At 66.1% G+C, this 22,416-nt stretch carries 16 protein-coding genes; 10 read left to right on the forward strand and 6 right to left on the reverse strand.

What is annotated here, in order from left to right:
- Positions 1 to 62: 62 nt before the first annotated feature.
- Both hrpB and QW868_RS26185 read right to left on the reverse strand, forming a co-directional pair.
- Complete coding sequence (hrpB, locus tag QW868_RS26180) at positions 63 to 2,537, reverse strand: ATP-dependent helicase HrpB (RefSeq protein WP_316231876.1); 2,475 nt, start codon at positions 2,535 to 2,537, stop codon at positions 63 to 65.
- A gap of 115 nt (positions 2,538 to 2,652) precedes the next feature.
- Positions 2,653 to 3,972, reverse strand: a complete 1,320-nt coding sequence (locus QW868_RS26185) for a UDP-glucose/GDP-mannose dehydrogenase family protein (RefSeq protein ID WP_315773616.1) — start codon at positions 3,970 to 3,972, stop codon at positions 2,653 to 2,655.
- Positions 3,973 to 4,123: 151 nt separating this feature from the next.
- Between QW868_RS26185 and QW868_RS26190 the strand changes: the two genes are divergently transcribed.
- On the forward strand, positions 4,124 to 5,176 hold the full coding sequence (locus QW868_RS26190; protein WP_316231877.1) for an acyltransferase family protein: 1,053 nt from the start codon (positions 4,124 to 4,126) through the stop codon (positions 5,174 to 5,176).
- Between the two features lie 8 nt (positions 5,177 to 5,184).
- Here QW868_RS26190 and QW868_RS26195 read toward each other — a convergent pair whose 3' ends face one another.
- Entirely contained in the window at positions 5,185 to 6,153 is a 969-nt protein-coding gene (locus tag QW868_RS26195; protein WP_316231878.1) for a quinone oxidoreductase, read from the reverse strand.
- Positions 6,154 to 6,252: 99 nt separating this feature from the next.
- On the opposite strand from QW868_RS26195, the gene QW868_RS26200 reads away from it, so the two are divergent.
- The 4 genes from QW868_RS26200 (at position 6,253) to QW868_RS26215 (ending at position 13,038) form a co-directional block, all read left to right on the forward strand.
- On the forward strand, positions 6,253 to 7,104 hold the full coding sequence (locus QW868_RS26200; protein ID WP_316231879.1) for a LysR family transcriptional regulator: 852 nt from the start codon (positions 6,253 to 6,255) through the stop codon (positions 7,102 to 7,104).
- Between the two features lie 72 nt (positions 7,105 to 7,176).
- Positions 7,177 to 10,242, forward strand: coding sequence for a DNA polymerase I (gene polA, locus QW868_RS26205; RefSeq protein WP_316231880.1), 3,066 nt, complete (start codon positions 7,177 to 7,179; stop codon positions 10,240 to 10,242).
- A gap of 876 nt (positions 10,243 to 11,118) precedes the next feature.
- On the forward strand, positions 11,119 to 12,318 hold the full coding sequence (locus tag QW868_RS26210; protein ID WP_316231881.1) for a glycosyltransferase family 87 protein: 1,200 nt from the start codon (positions 11,119 to 11,121) through the stop codon (positions 12,316 to 12,318).
- A gap of 84 nt (positions 12,319 to 12,402) precedes the next feature.
- A complete protein-coding gene (locus QW868_RS26215; protein WP_315783931.1) occupies positions 12,403 to 13,038 on the forward strand; it encodes a LysE family translocator in 636 nt (211 codons plus the stop codon).
- A gap of 129 nt (positions 13,039 to 13,167) precedes the next feature.
- Here the strand turns inward: QW868_RS26215 and QW868_RS26220 are convergent, their stop codons facing one another.
- Positions 13,168 to 13,794, reverse strand: a complete 627-nt coding sequence (locus QW868_RS26220) for a glutathione S-transferase family protein (protein WP_315753834.1) — start codon at positions 13,792 to 13,794, stop codon at positions 13,168 to 13,170.
- A 169-nt stretch (positions 13,795 to 13,963) separates the two neighbouring features.
- Between QW868_RS26220 and pyrE the strand changes: the two genes are divergently transcribed.
- Together pyrE and QW868_RS26230 are read left to right on the forward strand one after the other, a co-directional pair.
- A complete protein-coding gene (gene pyrE, locus QW868_RS26225; RefSeq protein WP_315734978.1) occupies positions 13,964 to 14,521 on the forward strand; it encodes an orotate phosphoribosyltransferase in 558 nt (185 codons plus the stop codon).
- Between the two features lie 188 nt (positions 14,522 to 14,709).
- Positions 14,710 to 15,528 (forward strand): DUF2865 domain-containing protein, encoded by an 819-nt coding sequence (locus QW868_RS26230; RefSeq protein ID WP_316231900.1) that lies wholly within the window; start codon positions 14,710 to 14,712, stop codon positions 15,526 to 15,528.
- A gap of 105 nt (positions 15,529 to 15,633) precedes the next feature.
- Here QW868_RS26230 and QW868_RS26235 read toward each other — a convergent pair whose 3' ends face one another.
- Entirely contained in the window at positions 15,634 to 16,065 is a 432-nt protein-coding gene (locus QW868_RS26235; protein WP_315734982.1) for a hypothetical protein, read from the reverse strand.
- Between the two features lie 190 nt (positions 16,066 to 16,255).
- Between QW868_RS26235 and QW868_RS26240 the strand changes: the two genes are divergently transcribed.
- The 3 genes from QW868_RS26240 to QW868_RS26250 all read left to right on the forward strand — a co-directional run bounded on the left by QW868_RS26240 (position 16,256) and on the right by QW868_RS26250 (position 20,212).
- Entirely contained in the window at positions 16,256 to 16,558 is a 303-nt protein-coding gene (locus QW868_RS26240) for a GIY-YIG nuclease family protein (protein ID WP_315812556.1), read from the forward strand.
- Between the two features lie 221 nt (positions 16,559 to 16,779).
- Positions 16,780 to 19,287, forward strand: coding sequence for a glycogen/starch/alpha-glucan phosphorylase (locus QW868_RS26245; protein WP_315812557.1), 2,508 nt, complete (start codon positions 16,780 to 16,782; stop codon positions 19,285 to 19,287).
- 106 nt (positions 19,288 to 19,393) lie between these two features.
- Entirely contained in the window at positions 19,394 to 20,212 is an 819-nt protein-coding gene (locus QW868_RS26250) for a thioesterase family protein (RefSeq protein WP_316231882.1), read from the forward strand.
- Between the two features lie 160 nt (positions 20,213 to 20,372).
- On the opposite strand, the gene QW868_RS26255 is transcribed toward QW868_RS26250, so the two are convergent.
- Complete coding sequence (locus QW868_RS26255; protein ID WP_315734988.1) at positions 20,373 to 21,986, reverse strand: phosphoenolpyruvate carboxykinase; 1,614 nt, start codon at positions 21,984 to 21,986, stop codon at positions 20,373 to 20,375.
- Positions 21,987 to 22,416 lie beyond the last annotated feature (430 nt).

The following is a 22,416-nucleotide window of genomic DNA, read 5'->3' on the forward strand; positions in this document are numbered from 1 at the left end:
TTTGGCGAAAACGATGAGTGAAGCGTTAACGACAACGACAGCGGCGGTACAATTTGCATGAGCTACGTCCCCCGCGGCTTGGCCCGCCGGGTCGGCTCGGCATGGGCCGGATCATCAGGCCAGGGATGGCGCGGATAACGACCGCGCAGGTCGGTGCGGACCGCGGCATAGGAGCCGCGCCAGAAGCCGGGCAGATCGCGCGTCACCTGTACCGGCCGCTGCGCCGGCGACAGCAGCTCCAGCACCAGGGGCACCGCGCCGCGCGCGATCGAGGGATGGACGTTCAGGCCGAACAGCTCCTGCAGCCGCACCGCGATGGTGGGCCCCTGCTCGGCCTCGTAGTCGATCGCCAGCATGGTGCCGGTCGGCGCCTCGAAATGCGTCGGCGCCTCCCGGTCGAGCCGGGCCCGCAGATCCCAGGGGAGCAGTGCCATGACGGCATCCGAGACGTCGCCGGGCGAGACCTCCTTGAGCGAGGTCTTGTCGGCCAGCAGCGGCACCAGCCAGTCCTCGCGCCGCTCGGCAAGCCCCGCATCCGACAGGTCCGGCCAACTGTCGCCTTCCGCCTTGCGCAGGAAGGTAACGCGATCGCGCCATTGCAGGGCGGCCTTCGACCACGGCAGCCTGTCAAGGCCCGCGGCGCAGATGCCGTCGGCGAAGATGCGCGCGGTCTCCTCCGACGGCGTCAGCGCGACCGGCGCATCGGCCATGGTGATCGCATGCAGCTTGCGCCGGCGGCGCGCCCGCAACGCCATCGCGTCTTGATCGAAGCTGACCTCGTCTCTCGCTTCGATATGCGCAGCAAAATGCCGCTCGATATCCTCGATCGCCAGCGGCGCCGCCAGCAGGATGCGGCCGCTGGCCGCCGTTCCCGTCAGCTCACCGACCGCGATATAGGGTACGCGCGCCAGCGACGAGGTCGGCTCGACGGCGGCGCCACGGCCATTGGCGAGCACGAAGCTGGCATTGCCGCGGTTGCGCGCGATCCGGTCGGGAAAGGCGAAGGCGAGCATCAAGCCGGTGCTGAGCTGCCCTTGCACTTGCGGGGAGGAAGCCGCCTCGACCTGCTGCGCCCAGCGCCGTGCCATGTCACGCGCACTCTGCGCCCGTTGCGAGCGGTCGCGACGGAACTGATCGAGCCTGACCTCGAGATCAACGCTGTCGCCGCCGAGCCCGCGCTCGGTCAGGATGGCGGCGATGTCGGCGGCCTGCGCGGCGGCGCCATAATCAGCGGCGTCGACGATCATGCGGGCGAGCCGCGGCGGCAGCGCCAGCGCCCGCAGGCGGCGGCCCTCGTCGGTGAGGCGGCCTTCTTCGTCGAGCGCGCCGAGCTCGCGCAGCAGATCACGCGCCTCCTTCCAGGCCGGTTGCGGCGGCGGATCGAGGAAGCTCAGCGTGGAGGGGTCATTGACACCCCATTGCGCCAGATCGAGCACCAGCGAGGACAGGTCGGCGCTGAGAATTTCCGGCTGCGTATAGGCCGCCAGCGAGGCCGTCTGCGGCTCGTCCCATAACCGGTAGCAGACGCCAGGCTCGGTGCGGCCGGCGCGGCCGCGGCGCTGATCGACAGCGGCGCGCGAAGCCCGCACCGTCTCCAGCCGTGTCAGGCCGATGTCCGGCTCGTAGCGCGGCACCCGGGCGAGCCCGGAATCGACCACGATGCGGACGCCCTCGATGGTCAGCGAAGTCTCGGCAATCGAGGTCGCCAGCACCACCTTGCGCTGCCCTTTTGGGGCGGGCGAGATGGCGCGGTCCTGGACCGCGGCATCGAGCGCACCGAACAGCGGCACGATCTCAACGCTGGCATCGTGGACGCGCTCGGCGAGCATGGTCTGGGTGCGCCGGATTTCGGCGGCGCCCGGCAGGAAGGCGAGCACGGAGCCGGCATCGGCGCGCAGCGCGCTGGCGATGGTTTCGGCCATCTGGCGCTCGACGGGCGCATCCGGCTTGCGGCCGACATAGCGGGTCTCGACCGGATAGGCGCGGCCCTCGCTCTCGACCACCGGTGCATTGCCGAGCAGGGTAGCGACGCGGGCGCCGTCGAGCGTCGCCGACATCACGAGGATGCGGAGATCCTCGCGCAGCCCCTGCTGCGCATCACGCGCCAACGCCAGGCCGAGATCGGCATCGAGCGAGCGCTCGTGGAATTCGTCGAACAGCACGGCGGCGACGCCGGTCAGCTCGGGATCATCCAGGATCTGCCGCGTGAAGATGCCCTCGGTGACGACCTCGATGCGGGTCGCGCGCGAGATCTTCGAGCCGAAGCGCACGCGGTAGCCGACGGTGTCGCCTACGCGCTCGCCGAGCGACTTCGCCATCCGCTCGGCGCTGGCGCGGGCCGCGATCCGGCGGGGCTCCAGCACGATGATCTTCTTAGTTCCGACCCACGGCGCATCACGCAAGGCCAGCGGCACCCGCGTGGTCTTGCCGGCGCCGGGCGGCGCCACCAGAACGGCGGTGTTGCTGCGTTCGAGCGTGCCGGACAGGTCGTCCAGCACGGCGTCGATGGGCAGCGGTGTGTCGAAGCGAAGGGGCAATCGTTGAACCCGTCATTGCCCGCGAAGGCGGACAATCCAGTAGACGCAGATCTCGCGGATGACGAAGATCGAGGCTACTGGATACCCCGCCTACGCGGGGTATGACAACGTCATGTCACGCGCCCTTCACCGACGGCCTACCGACGCTCTCGTAGACGAAGCCGTGAGCGGCCATCTCGTCGGGGCGGTAGACGTTGCGCAGGTCGACGACGACCGGATGGGCCATCACCTCCTTGAGGCGATCGAGATCCATGGCGCGGTACTGCACCCATTCGGTCACCAGCACGATCGCATCGGCGCCCGTCGCGCACTCATAGGGATCGTCGAAATAGGCGATCTCCGGCAGCTCCTTCTTGGCCTGCTCGATGCCGACCGGATCATGCGCGCGCACCTTGGCGCCCATGTCGAGCAGCCCGGTCACCAGCGGGATCGACGGCGCCTCGCGCATGTCGTCGGTCTCCGGCTTGAAGGTGAGGCCCAGCACCGCCACCGTCTTGCCGCGCAGATTGCCGCCGACCGCATGCGCGACCTTGCGCGCCATCGCGCGCTTGCGGTTGTCGTTGACGGCCAGCACCGATTCGACGATGCGCAGCTGCGTGTCGTAGTCCTGCGCGATCTTGATCAGCGCGCGCGTATCCTTCGGGAAGCACGAGCCGCCGAAGCCCGGACCGGCATGCAGGAACTTGGAGCCGATGCGGTTGTCGAGACCGATGCCGCGCGCCACCTCCTGCACGTCGGCGCCGACCTTCTCGGCGAGATCGGCGACCTCGTTGATGAAGGTGATCTTGGTGGCGAGGAACGCGTTGGCGGCGTACTTGATCAGCTCGGCGGTGCGGCGCTCGGTGTACATCATCGGCGCCTGGTTCAACGACAGCGGACGATAGATGTCGCCGAGCACCTTGCGGCCGCGCTCGTCCGCGGTGCCGACGACGATGCGATCCGGCCATTTGAAATCGCGGATCGCGGCACCTTCGCGCAGGAATTCCGGGTTGGAGGCAACGACGACATCGGCCGCCGGATTGGTCTCGCGGATGATGCGCTCGACCTCGTCGCCGGTGCCGACCGGCACCGTCGACTTCGTCACGACCACGGTGAAGCCGGTGAGGGAGGCTGCGATCTCGCGCGCTGCGGCATAGACGTAGGTGAGGTCGGCGTGACCGTCGCCGCGCCGCGACGGCGTACCAACCGCGATGAACACGGCATCGGCCTCCGCGACCGGCTGCTTGAGGTCCGTGGTGAAATCGAGCCGCTTGGCCTTTACGTTGGCCGCGACCAGCGCATCCAGGCCGGGCTCGAAGATCGGGATTTCTCCGCGATGCAGCGCGGCGATCTTGCTCTCGTCCTTGTCCACGCAGGTCACCTGGTGGCCGAAATCGGCGAAGCAGGCACCGGACACCAGCCCCACATAGCCCGTGCCGATCATCGCAATTCGCATCGAAACCCATCCTTCAAGGTTAATACTTTCGCGTCTTAAACCATTTGCGGTTCAAGGGGAATTTAGAAAACGGCATGACGTTTGGATGACAAGGAGGAGTATTAACGGCTCTGCCCGACAATGCGACAGCTCCGCGCCAAAGAGGGACAGCATGACCGCAAATGGTACGCCGAAATCGGCCGGAACCGAGGCGCGCATCGACTGGGTCGACTACGCCAAGGGTATCTGCATCATCATGGTCGTGATGATGCACTCGGTGCTCGGCGTCGAGCTGGCCGCCGGCGAGACCGGCTTCATGCACGCCGTCGTCGCATTCGCCAAGCCGTTCCGGATGCCCGACTTCTTCCTGATTTCCGGCCTGTTCCTGCCGCTGGTGATCGACCGGGATTGGCGCACCTATATCGACCGCAAGGTCGTGCATTTCGCCTATTTCTATGTGCTGTGGGTGACCATCCAGTTCGGCTTCAAGGCGCCCGGCTTCGCCGCGGCCTCCGGCTGGCAACATGCCGGCTATCTGTATCTCGAATCCTTCATCGAGCCGTTCGGCACGCTGTGGTTCATCTATCTGCTGCCGATCTTCTTCATCGTCATCAAACTGACACGAAAGCTGCCGGCGCCGGTGATCTGGGGCATCGCGGCCGGCCTGGAAATGTCGCATATCGTCACTGGCTGGACCGTGATCGACGAATTCTGCGCCCGCTTCGTCTACATCTATTCCGGCTATCTGTTCGCGACCACCATCTTCGCGCTGTCGGACCGCGCGCGGGCGCAGCCGATGCTCGCCATCGTCGGCCTGCTCGCCTGGGCTGTCATCAACCAGTCGCTGGTGAACCTCGGTGTCAGCGAATGGCCGGCTGTCTCCCTCATGCTTGGCTATGCCGGCGCCGTCGCCATCATCATCGCCGGCACGCTGCTGGCGCGCGCGCAACTCCTCAATGCGCTGCGCTTCTGTGGCGAGCATTCGATCGTGATCTACCTCGCCTTCTTCCTGCCCATGGCAGCCACACGCACAGTCCTGCTGAAGACCGGGGTGATCGGGGACATCGGAACGATCTCGCTGCTGGTCACGATCGCCGGCGTGCTCGGCGCGCTCCTGATCTGGCGCCTCGCGCTCCGCGTCGGCGCCCGCTTCCTGTTCGAACGCCCGATCGCGTTCTGGATCGCGCCGCCGAAGCCGAAAGCCGTGTTGCAGCCGGCGGAGTAGCCTCACCGTCAGGGCACCAGAAGCAGCGCGCCACGGCTGCGGCCGCTCTCCAGATCGATATGGGCCTCGACGACCCGCGCCAGCGGATACGCGGTGCCGTGGCCGACGAGGTCGCCATCGGCGAGCGCGGCGAGAACCGTCGCTGCATCCCTGCGATAGTCGGCGACATCGTTGACATGGGCCATCACGCTCGGGCGTGCCAGCGACAGGCTGCGGCGCGGCCCCAGCTCCTCGACGGCAAGGCTTGGAATTGGACCGCCGGACTGACCGATGCTGGCGACCGTCCCGAACGGCCTGACGCAGGCGAGCGTTTGCGCAAGTGTCTTGCCGCCGACGCCATCATAGGCGACATCGACGCCGCGCCCGTCGGTCAATCGCTTCACGGCATCGACAAAGTCAGCATCCCGGCCGACGATCAGATGGCGCGCGCCAGCGGCACGCGCGAGCTCCGCCTTGGCCTCCGAGCTCACCGTGCCGATGACGGTCGCGCCGCGCAGCCGAGCCAGTCGCGTCAGCACCTGGCCGAGCCCGCCGGCGGCACTGTGCACCAACAGCGTCGTTCCGGCTCCGACGGCATAGGTACGATTGAGCAGCATCGCCGCGGTGATGCCTTTCAGCAAGGTCGACGCAGCGCTCGCTTCAGACACGGCGTCGGGCAGCGGCATCGCGCGCCAGGCGGGCAGATTTCGCTCCGAGGCATAGGCGCCGACCGGGGCGCCGGCATAGGCGACGCGGTCGCCGACGGACAACTCTGTCACGTCGGCGCCTTTCGCCGTCACGATCCCCGCCCCTTCGACGCCAGGAATTCCATCGGGCAGCGGATAGAGGCCGCTGCGCTGATAGATATCGATGAAGTTCACGCCGATCGCGGTGTGGCGCAGCCGGATCTCGTTGGCGCCCGGCGCCGGCAGCTCAACATTCTCCAGCACCAGATTCTCCGCGCCACCGGGTGACTTCAGTCGAACGATAGCAACCATGCCCGTCTCCACACATCTTGCCTTGATCCGGACAGTGTGGTCAGCGTTGGCATTCTGCGGAATTGCCCAATTTGGCTCCCCTATTGTGAATATTCGAACATGCGGATCGACTGGACCGACCTTCACCACTTCGTGACCCTGGCCCGCGAGGGCACGCTGTCGGCCGCCGCACGTGGTCTCGGCGTCGATCATGTCACGGTGGCCCGCCGGATCGCGGCCCTGGAACGGGCCACCGGGCTGAAGCTGGTCGATCGCCGAGCGCGGGCCTATGAGCTGACCGAGGACGGCCGCCGCCTCGCCGCGGCCGCCGGCCCGATGGAGCAGGCCGCGTTCGCGATCGAGCGCGCCGTGGTCGCATCGCGTCCCGGTCTGGCCGGTGAGGTCTCGGTCAGCGCGCCGCCGACGCTCGCCAACAGGCTGATCGCGCCACGGCTGGTCGAGCTGCACCGACGACATCCCGCCATCATCATCAAGCTGATCGGCGAGAAGCGCAGCGCCTCGCTCAACCGACGGGAAGCCGACATCGCTCTGCGACTGTCGCGTCCCGACGAGCCCGGCCTGATCGCACGCAAGATCGGCCGCTTCGGCTTCAACCTCTACGGCGCGCCGCACTATCTCAAGGAGACGCCGCAGCATGCGCTCGGATTCATCGCCTATGATGCCAGCATGGACTCGGCACCCCAGCAGCAATGGCTGAAGGCGGTCGCCGGGCAGCGCACGATCGTGTTTCGGAGCAGCGATCTCGAGAGCCAGGCCGCAGCGGCGCGCGCAGGGCTGGGGCTCGCCGCCCTGCCGCATTTTCTCGGCGATCATGATCCCGACCTCACCCGCTTCGAAGCCGGCGCTGCCATCAGCAGGGACATCTGGCTCATCGTTCATCGCGACCTCAGGCGCACGCCCCTCATTCGCGCCGTCATGGAGTTCCTGACCCGCTGCGTCCGACCGGACTGAGGGGCGGAAAAATCCGGTGCGCATGGCGTCGTCACGGCTGTCAATGCGAGCGAAAATCCCTACATTGCGGCCATGCCCAAAGCTCCCCAGAAAGCCGCCGCCACGCCCGCCGCTCCCGCGCCTGCCGCCGCCAAGGGCGCGGCCAAGGGCGACCATGTGTTCCTGGTCGACGGCTCGTCCTACATCTTCCGCGCCTATCACGCGCTGCCGCCACTCAACCGCAAGTCCGACGGGCTGCAGGTCAATGCCGTGCTCGGCTTCTGCAACATGCTGTGGAAGCTGCTGCGCGACATGCCCGAGACTGACCGTCCCACGCATCTGGCCATCGTGTTCGACAAGTCCGAGGTCACGTTCCGCAACAAGATCTATGCCGACTACAAGGCGCACCGGCCGCCGGCGCCCGACGATCTGATCCCCCAATTCGCGCTGATCCGCGAGGCGGTCCGCGCCTTCGAGCTGCCCTGCCTGGAGCAGGCCGGCTACGAGGCCGACGATTTGATCGCGACCTATGCGCGGCTTGCCTGCGAGCGCGGCGCCACCACCACCATCGTGTCCTCCGACAAGGATTTGATGCAGCTCGTCAACGACTGCGTCACGATGTACGACACGATGAAGGACCGCCGCATCGGCATCGCCGAAGTCATCGAGAAGTTCGGCGTGCCGCCGGAGAAGGTGGTCGAGGTGCAGGCGCTGGCCGGCGATTCCACCGACAACGTACCGGGCGTGCCCGGCATCGGCATCAAGACCGCCGCGCAGCTGATCACCGACTATGGCGATCTCGAAGGGCTGCTGACGCGCGCGGGCGAGATCAAGCAGCCGAAGCGGCGCGAGGCGCTGATCGAGAACGCCGAGAAGGCGCGGATCTCGCGCCAACTGGTGCTGCTCGACGACAAGGTCGCGCTCGAGGTGCCGCTCGACGACCTCGCGGTGCACGAGCCGGATCCGCGCAAGCTGATCGCGTTCCTGAAGGCGATGGAGTTCACGACGCTGACGCGCCGCGTCGCAGAGTATTCGCACATCGATCCCGCCGACGTGTCGGCGGATGAGCAGTTGAAGAGTGGTGCGGGCACTGCTGCCTCCGTTCCCTCCCCCCTTGTGGGGGAGGGTCAGGGAGGGGGGCACCCCACCAACGGTGCCTCCGCAGCACCCCTCTCCCCAGCCCTCCCCCACAAGGGGGGAGGGAGCCCTCGCACCGGTGATCCGCGTACCGACAAGTCGGCGATGAGCAAGGGCACGCCGGCGAGCCTCGCGGAATCCAGGGCGGAGGCGGCGAAGAGCGGGCGGATCGATCGCGACAAGTACCAGACGCTGCGTAGCCTCCCAGAGTTGAACACCTGGCTCGCGCGCATCCATGACTTCGGCCGCGTCACTCTCGAGGTCAAGGCCAGCTCGATCGATCCGATGCAGGCTAGCTTGTGCGGCATCGCCCTGGCACTTGCGCCGAATGAGGCCTGCTACATCCCGCTGGCACATCGCCAGGCCGGCGATGGCGGCGGCCTGTTCGATGCCGGGCTCGCGCCGGACCAAATCAAGGAGAGCGATGCGCTCGCCGCGCTGAAGCCGGTCCTCGAATCCACAGGGCTGCTCAAGATCGGCTACAACATCAAGTTCATCGCCGTGCTGCTGGCGCAGCACGGCATCACGCTGGCGAATGTCGACGACATCCAGCTGATGAGCTACGCGCTCGATGCCGGGCGCGGCTCGCACAAGCTCGAGTCTCTGGCCGAGCACGTGCTCGGCCACGCCGTGCTCGGCGAAAGCGAGCTGATCGGCAGCGGCAAGAACAAGCTGACGTTCGAGCAGGTCGCGATCGACCGGGCCGCGGCGCATTCGGCCGAAGCGGCCGATGTCATTCATCGCGTCTGGCGCGTGCTGAAGCCGCGCCTCACGGCCGAGCGCATGACCGCCGTCTACGAGACCTTGGAGCGGCCGCTGGTGCCGGTGCTCGCGCGCATGGAGCGGCGCGGCATCTCGATCGACCGCCAGGTGCTGTCGCGTCTGTCCGGCGATTTCGCCCAGACTGCCGCTAGGGTCGAGGCCGAGCTGCAGGAGCTGGCCGGCGAGCCGATCAATGTCGGCAGCCCCAAGCAGATCGGCGACATCCTGTTCGGCAAGATGGGCCTTTCGGGTGGCACCAAGACCAAGACCGGCGCCTGGTCGACGTCCGCATCGATTCTCGACGACCTCGCCGAGCAAGGCAACGAGTTCGCGCGCAAGATCCTGGAATGGCGCCAGGTCTCGAAGCTGAAATCGACCTATACCGATGCGCTGCCGACCTATGTCAACCCGCAGACGCATCGCGTGCACACCACCTACGCGCTGGCGGCGACCACGACGGGGCGGCTGTCGTCGAACGAGCCGAACCTGCAGAACATCCCAGTCCGGACCGAAGATGGCCGCAAGATCCGCCGCGCCTTCATCGCGACGCCGGGCCATAAGCTGGTGTCGGCCGACTACTCGCAGATCGAGTTGCGGCTGTTGGCGGAGATCGCGGACATCCCGGTGCTGAAGCAGGCGTTCAAGGACGGGCTCGACATTCACGCGATGACGGCGTCCGAAATGTTCGGCGTGCCGATCAAGGACATGCCGAGCGAAGTCCGCCGCCGCGCCAAGGCGATCAATTTCGGCATCATCTACGGCATCTCCGCGTTCGGCCTCGCCAACCAGCTCGGCATCGCCCGCGAGGAGGCCTCGGCCTACATCAAGCGCTATTTCGAGCGCTTCCCCGGCATTCGCGACTACATGGACGCGACCAAGGAGTTCTGCCGCAAGCACGGCTATGTCGTCACGCTGTTCGGCCGCAAGTGCCATTACCCGGAGATCAAGGCATCGAACGCCTCGGTGCGCGCCTTCAACGAGCGCGCCGCGATCAACGCGCGGCTGCAGGGCACCGCAGCCGACATCATCCGGCGCGCCATGACCCGCGTCGAGGAGGCCCTGGCGCAAAAGAAGCTGTCGGCTCAGATGCTGCTGCAGGTGCATGACGAACTGATCTTCGAGGTGCCGGACGACGAGGTCGCCGCGACCTTGCCGGTGGTGCAGCACGTCATGCAGGACGCCCCCTTCCCCGCCGTGCTGCTCTCGGTGCCGCTGCACGTCGATGCGCGGGCCGCCGACAATTGGGACGAGGCGCATTGAGCTGATCGCGGTGATCTCTGCTTCGTCATCGCGAGCGCCGAAATCCGTCCACGAGCGAGATGCCACCCTCCCCTGGAGGGGGAGGGTGGGCAGTGTGCCTCGCAACGCAGCCCTCATACGCATCCGTTTGATGCTCCCCGATACGATGATCATTGGCTACAACGCGAGGCGTAGACATGCCTCAGCCTTCTCGCAGCATGATTTGCTCGAGGGATGCATGTCGTTCGCCCTCTGAATTTTGCAAAGGGCGCAGGGAAGGCCGGGCCTCGGCTGAGGCCCGTGGCCCGCCTGCTCAAAAGAATGCAGGCGGCAGGTACCACAGGTCCAGCCGGACAGACCCGGCCCTCCCTGCGCGATGGGCTTAACGTCTGCTCCGAGCTCTCCCCGGGGACCGGCTTGTTTGCCCCCGTCACCAGCGCGACACGTGATGTCACGCAGGCTTGGCGCCAGCTTCGGGGCGCCAGGACCACACGGCTTGAACGTCCGCGAGCTGCCAATCGTCCAGTGCATCAGCACCTGACAGGCCCACGGCCACCGCTCCCCGCCTCAACGTATCGTGACGACGCGTACGCCCCTCTGCATGAGGACGGGATGCGCTGAATAGAGCACGACTTCGGAAAAGTAGCAATATAAATCTTGACGAGCGCGTTGCCCGATGCGGAGCGATGACCCCGTCCCCTGTCCACGGTCACTCGGAACGCGGCGATTTTACCCCTCGTTAGGCACGATGAGATCGCGCCTGGCCGGATGGACGGACGGTAACACGGCGTGCAGCGCACCCTGGCAAGGTTGGAGAGGCACCGCACGCGAGCGATCGCTGACAGCTCCGATCATCCCCATGCCACGACTGCGCCGAGGGCGCGAACGAAGAGCTCCATGACCGCGACCTCATCCGCAGCTCACCCCAAGACGCGCGACCGGCGCGCGATGCTGATCCTGCTGATCGCACTCGTGCTCTACAACGGCGCCTATCTCGTCGGCTGGGCGCTGTCGTCGCCGCAGCCGGCGTTTGGCGACTTCTTCGGGCTATGGTCGTTCGGCAGATTTGCCGCGCTGTCCGGCGCCAGCATCTACGATCCGGTTGCGCTCGCGCGCTATCAGCAGACGCTGGATCCGACGCTGGGCGGCGGCGGCTTTCCCTATCCCTATCCGCCGACCTTCCTGCTGGTGCTGATACCCCTGGGCATGCTGGCGCTGCCGGTAGCCTATGTCTGCTGGATCTCGGTCACCTTCGCGCTTTATGGCTTGGCGACGCTGGGGCGCGATTGGCGCTCGTTAAGCTCTCTGGCGCTGCTCGCGGCGCCAGCCACGCTCATCAACGCGATCACCGGCCAGAACGGTTTCCTGTCGGCGGCCTTGCTGATCGGCGGACTGCGACTGCTCGCGAGCCATCCCATCATTGCCGGCGCCCTGCTCGGCCTGCTCGCCTACAAGCCGCAATTCGTGCTGCTGATGCCGGTCGTGCTGCTGGCGTCACGCAACTGGCGCGCCATCCTCTCGGCCATCGCCACGACCGTGATCGTCGCGGTCGTCACCAGCGCTGCACTCGATCCGTGGATCTGGCTCGAATGGATCGTGAAGTTTCCGAGCTATCAGGCGCAATTGCAGGCCAACCAGGCCAGCCTCGATCACATGATGCCGACGGTCATCGCTGGCTTGCACGCGCTCGGCGCGCCGCCGCCGATCGGCTACCTGGTTCAGCTCCTGTTGTCCTGCTCCATCGTCGTGATGGTCTGGGATGCCTGGCGACGCGGCATGACGGAGCAGGCGATCGCGCTGGTCGCGGTCGGCAGCATCATCGCCACGCCCTATGCGATGATCTATGACATGCCGATGGTGGCGGCGGGGATTGCGATCCACTGGAAGGCGCGGAGCGACGCCGGCGAGCCGATCCCGCCGCTGGAGATCGGCCTCGTGATCGCGCTGGGAGCCTGCCTGCTCGCCATGATCGTGCACTCCGTGCCGCTCGCGGCGGCCATTCTGCTGGTCCTGCTGGCGTTGAGCATCGCCGGTGTGTTCGACCGCTCCAGCCGGCGCGCCCCTGCATTGAACATGACGCCGCCGGCGGCGGGCTGATTGCTCTCGGTGCAATTGACCGGATGACGATGCGTGATCGTCCGCGCTAAAGCAGCGGCAGAGATCCCGATCATCGAACCAGTCATGCCGCACACATCCTCCCTGCTCGCCTTCGCCCTCGTCTCGCTCGGCATGGTGCTGACACCAGGGCCGAACATGATCTATCTGATCTCGCGCTCGATCACGCAGGGCCACGCCGCCGGCCTGGTCTCGCTCGGCGGCGTTGCCGTCGGCTTTCTGGTCTACATGCTGGCGGCGGCGTTCGGCATCACGGCGCTGCTGTTTGCCGTGCCGTTCGCCTATGACGCGCTGCGCCTCGCCGGCGCTGCCTACCTGCTCTATCTGGCGTGGCAGGCGGTGAAGCCGGGCGGACGCTCGCCCTTCCAGGTGAGGACGCTCGCCATCGACAGCCCGCGCCGGCTGTTCCTGATGGGGCTCGTCACCAACCTGCTGAACCCGAAGATCGCGATGCTGTATCTGGCGCTGCTGCCGCAGTTCATCGATCCCGCTGTTGGCGGCGTGCTGACGCAGTCGGTGGTGCTCGGCGCGATCCAGATCGTGATCAGCGTCAGCGTCAACGCCATGATCGCCATGGCGGCGGGATCGATTGCCCTGTTCCTGGCGACACGGCCGAGTTGGGCGCTGGTGCAGCGCTATCTGATGGGCACGGTGCTCGCGGGACTTGCGGTGCGCATGGCGCTGGAGGCGCGGCGGGGGTGATTTGCATCGGCTCCCCCGCCTTGTCCGCCGAAGCCTCCCGGCAAAGGCGGACGAGAGCGGGAGAGGGGGCACCGCGCGTGCGGAAAGATCTCGGAAGTCATCGTCGGCAAAGAACGGCCGATGAGCTTCTCAGTCCAGCTTCGCCTCCATGCCGCGCTTCACGGCGGGGCGGGCCATCAGGGTATCGTACCAGCGCTCGACGTGGGGAAAGTCGGCCAGATCGACCTTGTGGCGCGGGTGGCGCCAGGCCCAGCCGAGGATGGCGAAGTCGGCGATCGAGAGCGCGCCGGCGACGAACTCTTGCTGCGCCAGCCGGCGGTCGAGCACGCCATAGAGCCGGACCGTCTCGGCCATGTAGCGCTTGAGGCCGTAGGCGCGGTCCTGCTCGTTGGTCAGCGCGATGAAATGGTGCACCTGGCCGGGCATCGGGCCGAAGCCGCCCATCTGCCACATCAGCCATTCATAGACCGGAATCCGCTCGGCGAGGGATCTCGGCAGGAACTGCCCGGTCTTCTCAGCCAGATAGAGCAGGATGGCGCCGGATTCGAACACGCTGACCGGCTTGCCGTCGGGGCCGTCCGGATCCACGATGGCGGGAATCTTGTTGTTGGGGCTGATCGCCAGGAACTCCGGCGCCATCTGGGCGCCCTTGGTGATGTCGACCGGAACGACGCGGTATCGCAGCCCCATCTCCTCCAGCGCGACCGAGATTTTGCGCCCGTTCGGGGTGTTCCAGGTGTACAGCTCGATCGTCATGCGGGGCATCCTTCCCAATCGTCCTTGCTTGGTCGCGGGCTCCCATTAGCTCGAAACTGCATCCGGCTTCAAACGTACCGTTGTTGATGGGACATCGTGGCGGCTGGTCTCCGCCGCCCGCCCCCGATAGATTGCGCCACCCAAGAATCCACCCTCAGGGGAAAACGCCGTGTCCAAATCCGCCTCCCGCGCCCGCCTCCTCGAGATCATCCGCAGGCGCTCGTTCGGCCGTGGCGAGGTCACGCTGGCCTCCGGCCGCAAGAGCGATTTCTATTTCAACCTGAAGCCGACCATGATGGACCCGGAGGGCGCCACCTTGCTCGCCGAGCTCACCTATGAGGCGCTGAAGGACGAGGGCTTCGATTATATCGGCGGCCTGGAGATGGGCGCGGTGCCGCTCGCCGGCGCGATCGCCCAGATCTCCTGGATCAAGGGCCATCCGATCGCGGCCTTCTTCGTCCGCAAGAAGCCGAAGGAGCATGGCGCCAGGCTCGCGATCGAGGGCCTAACCCGCGACGAGACCCTGGCCGGCAAGCGCATCGTCGTGGTCGAGGACGTCACCACCACCGGCGGCTCGGCGATGAAGGCCGTGGAAACCCTGCGCGAGGCCGGCGCCGAGGTGACGCTGGTGTTCACGATGGTCGACCGCGAGGAAGGCGCCGCCGAGACCTTCGCCCAGGCCGGCCTGCCGTTCCAGGCGCTCTTCAAGGCGCACGAATTCCTCTGAGGCGCTTGGCGCGCGGCGCAATTCGCCGCCCGCGCATACCGCTCATTTACCAACGCCCGTTAAGGTTACCGCAAAGCTGATGGCGCCATGCCTTGGGCAAGGCGCGTTCGATCGCACATGATCGAACGACGCGGGTTGCCGCGTCACGGCGTGGCTTTGCGGTGAAGATCCTGGCGATGGAGCGGGCGTTGCGTAGCGTGTTGTCGTTTCGGCGGAGGTCCCGCCACGTCGCTGTCGCGGCGACGGTCGGCCTCGTCGCGGCCGGCGCGCTGGCGCCGCGGATGGCGTCGGCCCAGGGCCTGTTCGACTTCCTGTTCGGCGGCTTCAACAAGCCGCAATCGCAGCGGCCGGCGGCGCAAGGCGGCCTCTTCGCCGATCCGTTCGGCACCAACCCGCAGGCCCCCGCCCAGCCGCGCGCCGCGAGCGGCGGATCGGGGGCAGCGTTCTGCGTGCGCACCTGCGACGGCCGCTATTTTCCGCTGGCGCGCGGCCTCGCCTCGCCGGCGCAGATGTGCCAGGCGTTCTGCCCGGCCAGTGCGACCAAGATCTATTTCGGCTCCAACATCGACTACGCCACGGCGGCGAACGGGGAACGCTATGCCGACAGCGAGAACGCGTTCGCCTATCGCCAGGCGCTGCGCGCCGACTGCACCTGCAACGGCCGCGATCCGGCCGGGCTGGCGCCGGTCGATCTGTCGCTCGACACCTCGCTGCGCCAGGGGGACGTCGTCGCCACGGCCGACGGGCTGGTGGCCTATTCCGGCGCGCGCGGCAGCGGCGGCCAGCCGGCCGACTTCAAGCCGGTCGCGTCCTATCCCGGGCTCAACTCGGACATGCGGGCCAAGCTGAGCGAGATGAAGGTCGCGCCGGTGCGCGCCGACATGGTCGGCGCAGACGCGCAGGCCATGGCTCTGCCGGCGGACGTCAATGTCGGCACCGCACCGCCGCCCCTGAGCATCGCGCCAAAGCCCGCCGCAAGCCGGCTGAAGCAGGCGGATGTGAATTGAACACGCGCTGCGCCAAGTCGCAGCGCCGGCGTCGGTGCAGGCCGGCTCGGCACAGCGACCTCTGGAGCTTGAGCGCGCACTGTCCGCCGGGACTGACGGCCAGGGCTAGCGCGCGACGATCACGCCGATGACGTTCGGCGCTTCCAGATATTTCTCCTCGATCGCCGCGCGGGCTGCGGCGCGGTTGTCCGGCGTCAGCAGGCCGCGCTTCTCGGCCAGGATCATCCAGCAGAAGCCCCACCAATCGGTCAGCATGCCCTCGTCGTCGACCAGGTCATAGCCCTGCTCCGCGGCGAAGATGCGCGCTCGCGCCTCGTCGAGGCCATCGAGGAAGGTGTGGTCGGTGGCCGAGAACAGGTCGTCGGAAATGTCGTCGATGGTGTAGCCCCAGACCGACATGCACACCGCGTTGAAAGCGCGGTCGATCTGGTCGTCGTCGACGGCCCGCCGCCGCGCCGTCTTGTGCAGCCGCGTCAGGCTGCGCGCGAAATCGGCAATGCGGGTCAGGGCCAGGGGATCGAAGGCGATATGGGACATGGGTGTCCTCGCGGGATGCACTGATGCCGGTTTGTCTGGGGCGGATCGAATCGCAATCAGGATAATCGATCGCCTGCTGAATTGTTCTTAATTTGTTCTTGCGAAAAAAGGAAGTGCTGATTTATCGTCGTCCCGGCCCCCGAGCCGGGACCCAGAGCCACCGCAGCAGCCCTTTGGTTTGCACGGACCGATGAGCACCCAGGCCGCATGGACGGTCTACATTCTTGCCAGCGGGCATCATGGCACGCTGTACATCGGCATCACCAATGATGTCAGAAGGCGCCTCGAAGACCACCGTGCCGGGCGAGGCGCCAAGTTCGTCAGCAGGTACAAGGTTTTTCGCCTGGTTCACGTCGAGAGCTTTCCAACTCCGATCGAGGCGATCGCTCGCGAGAAGCAGCTCAAGAACTGGCACCGCGACTGGAAGGTCGAGCTGATTGAAAGGGACAACCCCGATTGGAGTGACTTGTCGGGCCTCATCCTCGGCCGGTGAGTCTGGATCCCGGCTTTCGCCGGGATGACGATGTGGAGAGTCCTTTCAACATCACCGCATATGCAACCAGCCGCCAGCGTGTTCCGCCCCCGGAACTCCGGCCCCGTTTTTGCATCATTTTCCATCACCTAGCTGTGCGGACCAGCCTTTCCCCGGGTTTCGGACCGCGCGCAACCATCGTATGCTTTTACCGGTTCCTCGTAGCATCACAGGTTTCCAAGGTGACAGATCAGCCGTCCCAGCGCAGCTTCGTAAGCACCGGCCAGCCCGTCGACGAATTGGCGGTCGCGGAGATCAAGAGCGACATCCTGGCCAAGCTTCGCCTCGCCATCGGCAAGGAAGCGAGCCAGGCGACGCAGCAGGACTGGTACCACGCCGCGGCGCTGACCTTGCGCGACCGCATCGTGCATCGCTGGCTGACCGCGGACAAGGAGAGCTACGACGCCGGCCGCAAGCGCGTCTATTATCTCAGCCTCGAATTCCTGATCGGCCGCCTGTTCAGCGACGCGCTCAACAACATGGGCCTGATGAAGGTGTTCGAGACCGCGCTCGGCGATCTCGGCGTCGGCCTGATGGACCTGCGCAAATGCGAGCCGGACGCCGCGCTCGGCAATGGCGGCCTCGGCCGCCTCGCGGCCTGCTTCATGGAGAGCATGGCGACCTTGCAGATCCCGGCGATCGGCTACGGTATCCGCTATGATTTCGGCCTGTTCCGCCAGGTGATCGTCGACGGCTGGCAGCACGAATATCCCGACGTCTGGCTGTCGTTCGGCAATCCCTGGGAATTCCAGCGCCCAGAGGTGGTCTATCACGTCCATTTCGGCGGCGGCGTCGAGCATGTCGACGACAAGGGCCGCGACCGCGCGATCTGGCACCCCGGCGAGACCGTGCAGGCGGTCGCCTATGACACCCCGATCGTCGGCTGGCGCGGCCAGCATGTGAATGCGCTCAGGCTGTGGTCGGCCCGCTCGCCCGACCCGCTGAAGCTCGACGTCTTCAACTCCGGCGACTATCTCGGCGCCTCAGCAGAAGAAGCGCGCGCCGAGGCGATCTGCAAGTTCCTCTATCCGAACGACGAGAGCCCGGCAGGACGCGAGCTGCGGCTGCGCCAGGAATATTTCTTCGTCTCGGCTTCGCTGCAGGATCTCGTCAAGCGCCATCTCGGCTCCGACGGCCAGCTGCGCAGCCTGGCGCAGAAGGCCGCCGTGCAGCTCAACGACACGCATCCTTCGCTCGCCGTGGCCGAGCTGATGCGGATCCTGGTCGACCTGCACAATTTCCGCTGGGACGAGGCCTGGAAGATCACCATCGCGACCTTGTCCTACACCAACCACACGCTGCTGCCGGAGGCGCTCGAGACCTGGCCGGTCGAGCTGTTCGAGCGGCTGCTGCCGCGGCATCTCGAGATCATCTACCACATCAATGCGCAGCATCTCGCGCTCGCCGAGCAGCGCGCACCGGGTGACATCGACTACCGCGCCTCGGTGTCCCTGATCGACGAGAAGAGCGGCCGTCGCGTGCGCATGGGCCAGCTCGCCTTCGTCGGCTCGCACCGCATCAACGGCGTCTCGGCGATGCATTCCGACCTGATGAAGGAGACCGTGTTCCACGATCTCAATCATCTCTATCCCGGCCGCATCACCAACAAGACCAACGGCATCACCTTCCGCCGCTGGCTGACCCTGGCCAATCCCAAGCTGACGAACCTCTTGCGCGAGGCCTGCGGCGACGCCGTCGTCGACGATCCGACGCTGCTGTCGAGCCTCGAGAGCTACGTTGCCGACGCCAGCTTCCACCAGAAGTTCCGCGCGGTGAAGCATCACAACAAGGTGCTGCTGACGCGTCTGATCGTCGAGCGCATGAACGTGCGTCTCGATCCGGGCGCGCTGTTCGACGTGCAGATCAAGCGCATTCACGAATACAAGCGCCAGCTCTTGAACATCCTCGAAGCCGTCGCGCTATATCAGGACATGAAGGACGACCCACAACGCGACTGGGTGCCGCGGGTGAAAATCTTTGCCGGCAAGGCGGCGGCGAGCTACCGCTACGCCAAGCTGATCATCAAGCTGATCAACGACGTCGCCGACACCGTCAACAACGATCCCGCGATCGGCGGCAAGCTGAAGGTCGTGTTCATGGCCGACTACAATGTCAGCCTGGCGGAAACGATCATTCCCGCGGCCGACCTGTCTGAGCAGATCTCGACCGCCGGCATGGAGGCTTCCGGCACCGGCAACATGAAGCTGGCGCTGAACGGCGCCCTTACCATCGGCACGCTGGACGGCGCCAATATCGAGATCCGCGACAATGTCGGCGCCGACAACATCGCGATCTTCGGCATGGAGGCCGACGAGGTCATGCTCCGCCGCAAGCAGGGGCTGGACGCGTCCGACGTGATCCACCGGTCACCGCGGCTGGCGCGCGCGATCGATGCGATCGCGACCGGCGCGTTCTCGCCGGACGAGCCCGGCCGGTTCGAGCCGATCGCGCATGCGCTGCGCCATCTCGACCACTATATGGTCTCGGCCGATTTCGATTCCTACTACGAGGCCCAGCGCGGCATCGATGCACGCTGGCAGACCGTGCCGGCCTGGACCCGCGCCTCGATCCTGAACGTCGCGCGCATGGCGTGGTTCTCCTCCGACCGCACCATCCGCGAATATGCCGACGACATCTGGAACGTGCCGGTCGGCCCGGTGATGGCGCCGGTGCAAGCGCAGCGGGCGTGAAGGGCCCTTCCCTCCCGCCTTCATCAATGACCCATGACGTCATTGCAAAGGCCTTCGATTGCTTTTCACCTGACGGCCATCATACGATGACCGTCGGGAGGAATGCATGACCGAACCGCCAGTTCACTTGTTCGACGAGGCGACCCGGGTCACTGCCGGCGACAGCCGCTGGCAGGGGCGGACCAGCCCGGATTACTGGGCTTTCGTCGGCCCGTTTGGCGGCGTCACGGCGGCGACCGTACTGCGCGCGTTGATCCAGCACCCGCAAATCCAGGGCGATCCGCTGGCGGTGACGGTGAACTATTGCGCGCCGATCGCGGAAGGGCCGTTCGATCTCGACGTGCGGTTGGTGAAAGCGAACCGCTCCTCGCAACATTGGTGCGTCGAGCTGAGTCAGGGCGACTCTGACGCGGCGACGCTCGCCACCGTCGTGTTCGCCGAGCGCCGGCCGTCCTGGTCGCACCAGCCGGCCACAAAGCCCGAGGCGCCGCCGTTCGACCAGGTCAAGCGTCATCCCGACACGAACATGTCCTGGACCAAGCAGTACGATTTCCGCTTCATCGAGGGCCGTCCGGCATTTGGCGCATCGTCGTCGGGTGAGCCGCACAGCAGCTATTCCCGGCTCTGGATCTCCGACCGCAAGCCGCGCAAGCTCGACTGCCTGTCGCTGCTGTCGATGTCGGACGCCTTCTTCGGCCGCGTCTTCCACGCCCGCGGCGAGCTGGTGCCGTTCGGCACGGTGTCGCTGACGACCTATTTCCACGTCAGCCGGGACGAGCTCGCGGCCGAGGACATCACGCACGTGCTCGCAACGGCCGATGCCAAGATCTTCAACCGCAGCTATCAGGACCAGCATGGCGAGCTGTGGTCACCCTCCGGCCGCCTGCTCGCGACGACAACGCAGATCGCGTATTTCAAGGCGTGAAAGCCGGGACGCAAGCCAAGAAAACGGCGTCGTCCCGGCGTTCGCCGGGACGACAGCTGTGGGTATGGCTTGAGCTCGCGCCTCTCGTGCATTGAACGGGGCGGAGCGGGAAAATGTGGGGTCAGCCGCAACGCGACCGCCCCCTTTGACGTTTGCAGCCCTACTCCGCCGCCAGCTTCAGATCCGGCGCGGCGTTACGGACCTCGGCATCGACCTGGGCTTCGAACTTGGCAAAATTCTTCTGGAACATGCCGACCAGGGCGCGCGCAGTCTTGTCGAACTCGGCCTTGTCCTTCCAGGTGTTGACCGGGTCGAGGATCTCGGTCGGCACGCCCGGTAGCGCGGTCGGCACCGCGAAGCCGAAATATTTGTCGGTGCGGAACTCGACGTTGCGCAAGCTGCCGTCGAGCGCCGCCGTCAGCAGCGCACGCGTCACCTTGATCGGCATGCGCGAGCCCGTGCCGTACTTGCCGCCGGTCCAGCCGGTGTTGACCAGCCAGCAGTCGACATTGTGGTCGGCGATCAGTTGCCGCAGCATGTTGCCGTAGACGGACGGATCGAGCGGCAGGAACGGCGAGCCGAAGCAGGTCGAGAATTCCGGCTGCGGCTCGGAGCCCAAGCCGCGCTCGGTGCCGGCGACCTTGGCGGTATAGCCCGACAGGAAGTGGTACATCGCCTGGGCCGGCGAGAGCTTTGCGATCGGCGGCAGCACGCCGAAGGCGTCGGCGGCGAGCATCACGACGTTCTTCGGATGCGGCGCGCGGCCGGTGCGCGAGGCGTTCGGGATGTAGTCGAGCGGATAGGCCGAGCGGGTGTTCTCGGTCTTGGAGCCGTCGTCGAAATCGGGAACGCGCGTATCTTCATCGAGCACGACGTTCTCGAGCACGGCGCCGAAGCGGGTCGACGCCGCGAAGATCTGCGGCTCGGCTTCCTTCGACAGCTTGATGCACTTCGCATAGCAGCCGCCCTCGAAGTTGAACACGCCGGACGGGCCCCAACCATGCTCGTCGTCGCCGATCAGGGTGCGGTTCGGATCGGCCGACAGCGTGGTCTTGCCGGTGCCGGACAGGCCGAAGAAGACCGCGGTGTCGCCCTTCGGCCCGACATTGGCGGAGCAGTGCATCGGCATCACGCCGCGCTCGGGCAGATAGTAGTTGAGCGTCGTGAACACGCTCTTCTTCATCTCGCCGGCATAATAAGACCCGCCGATCAGGACGATCTTGCGGGTGAAATCGATCGCGACGACGTTCTGCGAGCGCACGCCATGACGTTTCGGATCGGCACGGAAGCTCGGCATGTCGATGATGGTGAGCTCCGGCACGAAGGTGTCGAGCTCGATGGTCTCGGGGCGGATCAGAAGGGTGCGGATGAACAGCGAGTGCCAGGCGAGCTCGGTGAAGACGCGCGTCTTGATGCGGAAGGTGGGATCGGCGCCGCCATAGAGGTCCTGCGCGTACAGGGTCTTGCCTTCGGCGTGCTTGATGAAGTCCTGATGCAGCGCCTCGAACTGCTCGGGCGTGATCGCCTGGTTGCCCGCCCACCACATCTTTTCGGTGGAGGCGTCGCGCACCGTGAACTTGTCCTTCGGGCTGCGACCGGTGAACTCACCAGTATCCGCGCACAGCGCCCCATCGGCCGACAGCACAGCCTCGCCCGCCGCCAGCGAATACTGATAGAGCTGAGGAGCGCCGAGATTCCAGTGCACCTGCTTGAGGTTCTTTAAGCCGAACTTGTCGGCACCGAAGGCGCCGTTGCGAATACCCGTCTCTTGCACGAAGATCCCTCCTGAGAGCCCGCATCTGTTGCGCGCAGTCGCGCGCGTTGCGCGGTGACCGTTGCCGTTACATCGCCTTATCGAAGCGCGGTCGCCGACCTAATACTGATCAACGCTGGTCTTGCCAAGACGATCCGGCCCAATTGGTTATTGGCAAGCCGTGATGCACGTAGCTCATGTTTTGCCGCGTCATGCACATTCCAGCGGCAACCGCCTGCGCTCCGCTGAGATGCTGCAACGCAACAGATATATCAGCGCGGTTGGGTTTCACGAGAACGACGAACGACGCTCAAATCGACGAATTCGCGCGGGCAAGCGAAGACCAAGCGACGAAATGCGTCGGTGATCAGCCGTGTCGTCGCCCATCCGATCAGCCAGCTTCCATTCACGATTGTCTCGCGCTTGCGGGATCACTTAATCCGATTCTCCC

Origin of the sequence: Bradyrhizobium sp. SZCCHNR1051 (assembly GCF_032489615.1) — a bacterium.
In the GTDB taxonomy this organism is placed as follows: domain Bacteria; phylum Pseudomonadota; class Alphaproteobacteria; order Rhizobiales; family Xanthobacteraceae; genus Bradyrhizobium.

What these genes read in the sequence shown, in the direction of transcription:
- QW868_RS26250 (WP_316231882.1), top strand. Translation starts at nt 19,394, where the DNA reads ATGACCGAACCGCCAGTTCACTTGTTCGACGAGGCGACCCGGGTCACT.
- QW868_RS26210 (WP_316231881.1), top strand. Translation starts at nt 11,119, where the DNA reads ATGACCGCGACCTCATCCGCAGCTCACCCCAAGACGCGCGACCGGCGC.
- QW868_RS26235 (WP_315734982.1), bottom strand. Translation starts at nt 16,065, where the DNA reads ATGTCCCATATCGCCTTCGATCCCCTGGCCCTGACCCGCATTGCCGAT.
- QW868_RS26220 (WP_315753834.1), bottom strand. Translation starts at nt 13,794, where the DNA reads ATGACGATCGAGCTGTACACCTGGAACACCCCGAACGGGCGCAAAATC.
- polA (WP_316231880.1), top strand. Translation starts at nt 7,177, where the DNA reads ATGCCCAAAGCTCCCCAGAAAGCCGCCGCCACGCCCGCCGCTCCCGCG.
- QW868_RS26185 (WP_315773616.1), bottom strand. Translation starts at nt 3,972, where the DNA reads ATGCGAATTGCGATGATCGGCACGGGCTATGTGGGGCTGGTGTCCGGT.
- QW868_RS26195 (WP_316231878.1), bottom strand. Translation starts at nt 6,153, where the DNA reads ATGGTTGCTATCGTTCGACTGAAGTCACCCGGTGGCGCGGAGAATCTG.
- QW868_RS26190 (WP_316231877.1), top strand. Translation starts at nt 4,124, where the DNA reads ATGACCGCAAATGGTACGCCGAAATCGGCCGGAACCGAGGCGCGCATC.
- QW868_RS26215 (WP_315783931.1), top strand. Translation starts at nt 12,403, where the DNA reads ATGCCGCACACATCCTCCCTGCTCGCCTTCGCCCTCGTCTCGCTCGGC.
- QW868_RS26200 (WP_316231879.1), top strand. Translation starts at nt 6,253, where the DNA reads ATGCGGATCGACTGGACCGACCTTCACCACTTCGTGACCCTGGCCCGC.
- QW868_RS26240 (WP_315812556.1), top strand. Translation starts at nt 16,256, where the DNA reads ATGAGCACCCAGGCCGCATGGACGGTCTACATTCTTGCCAGCGGGCAT.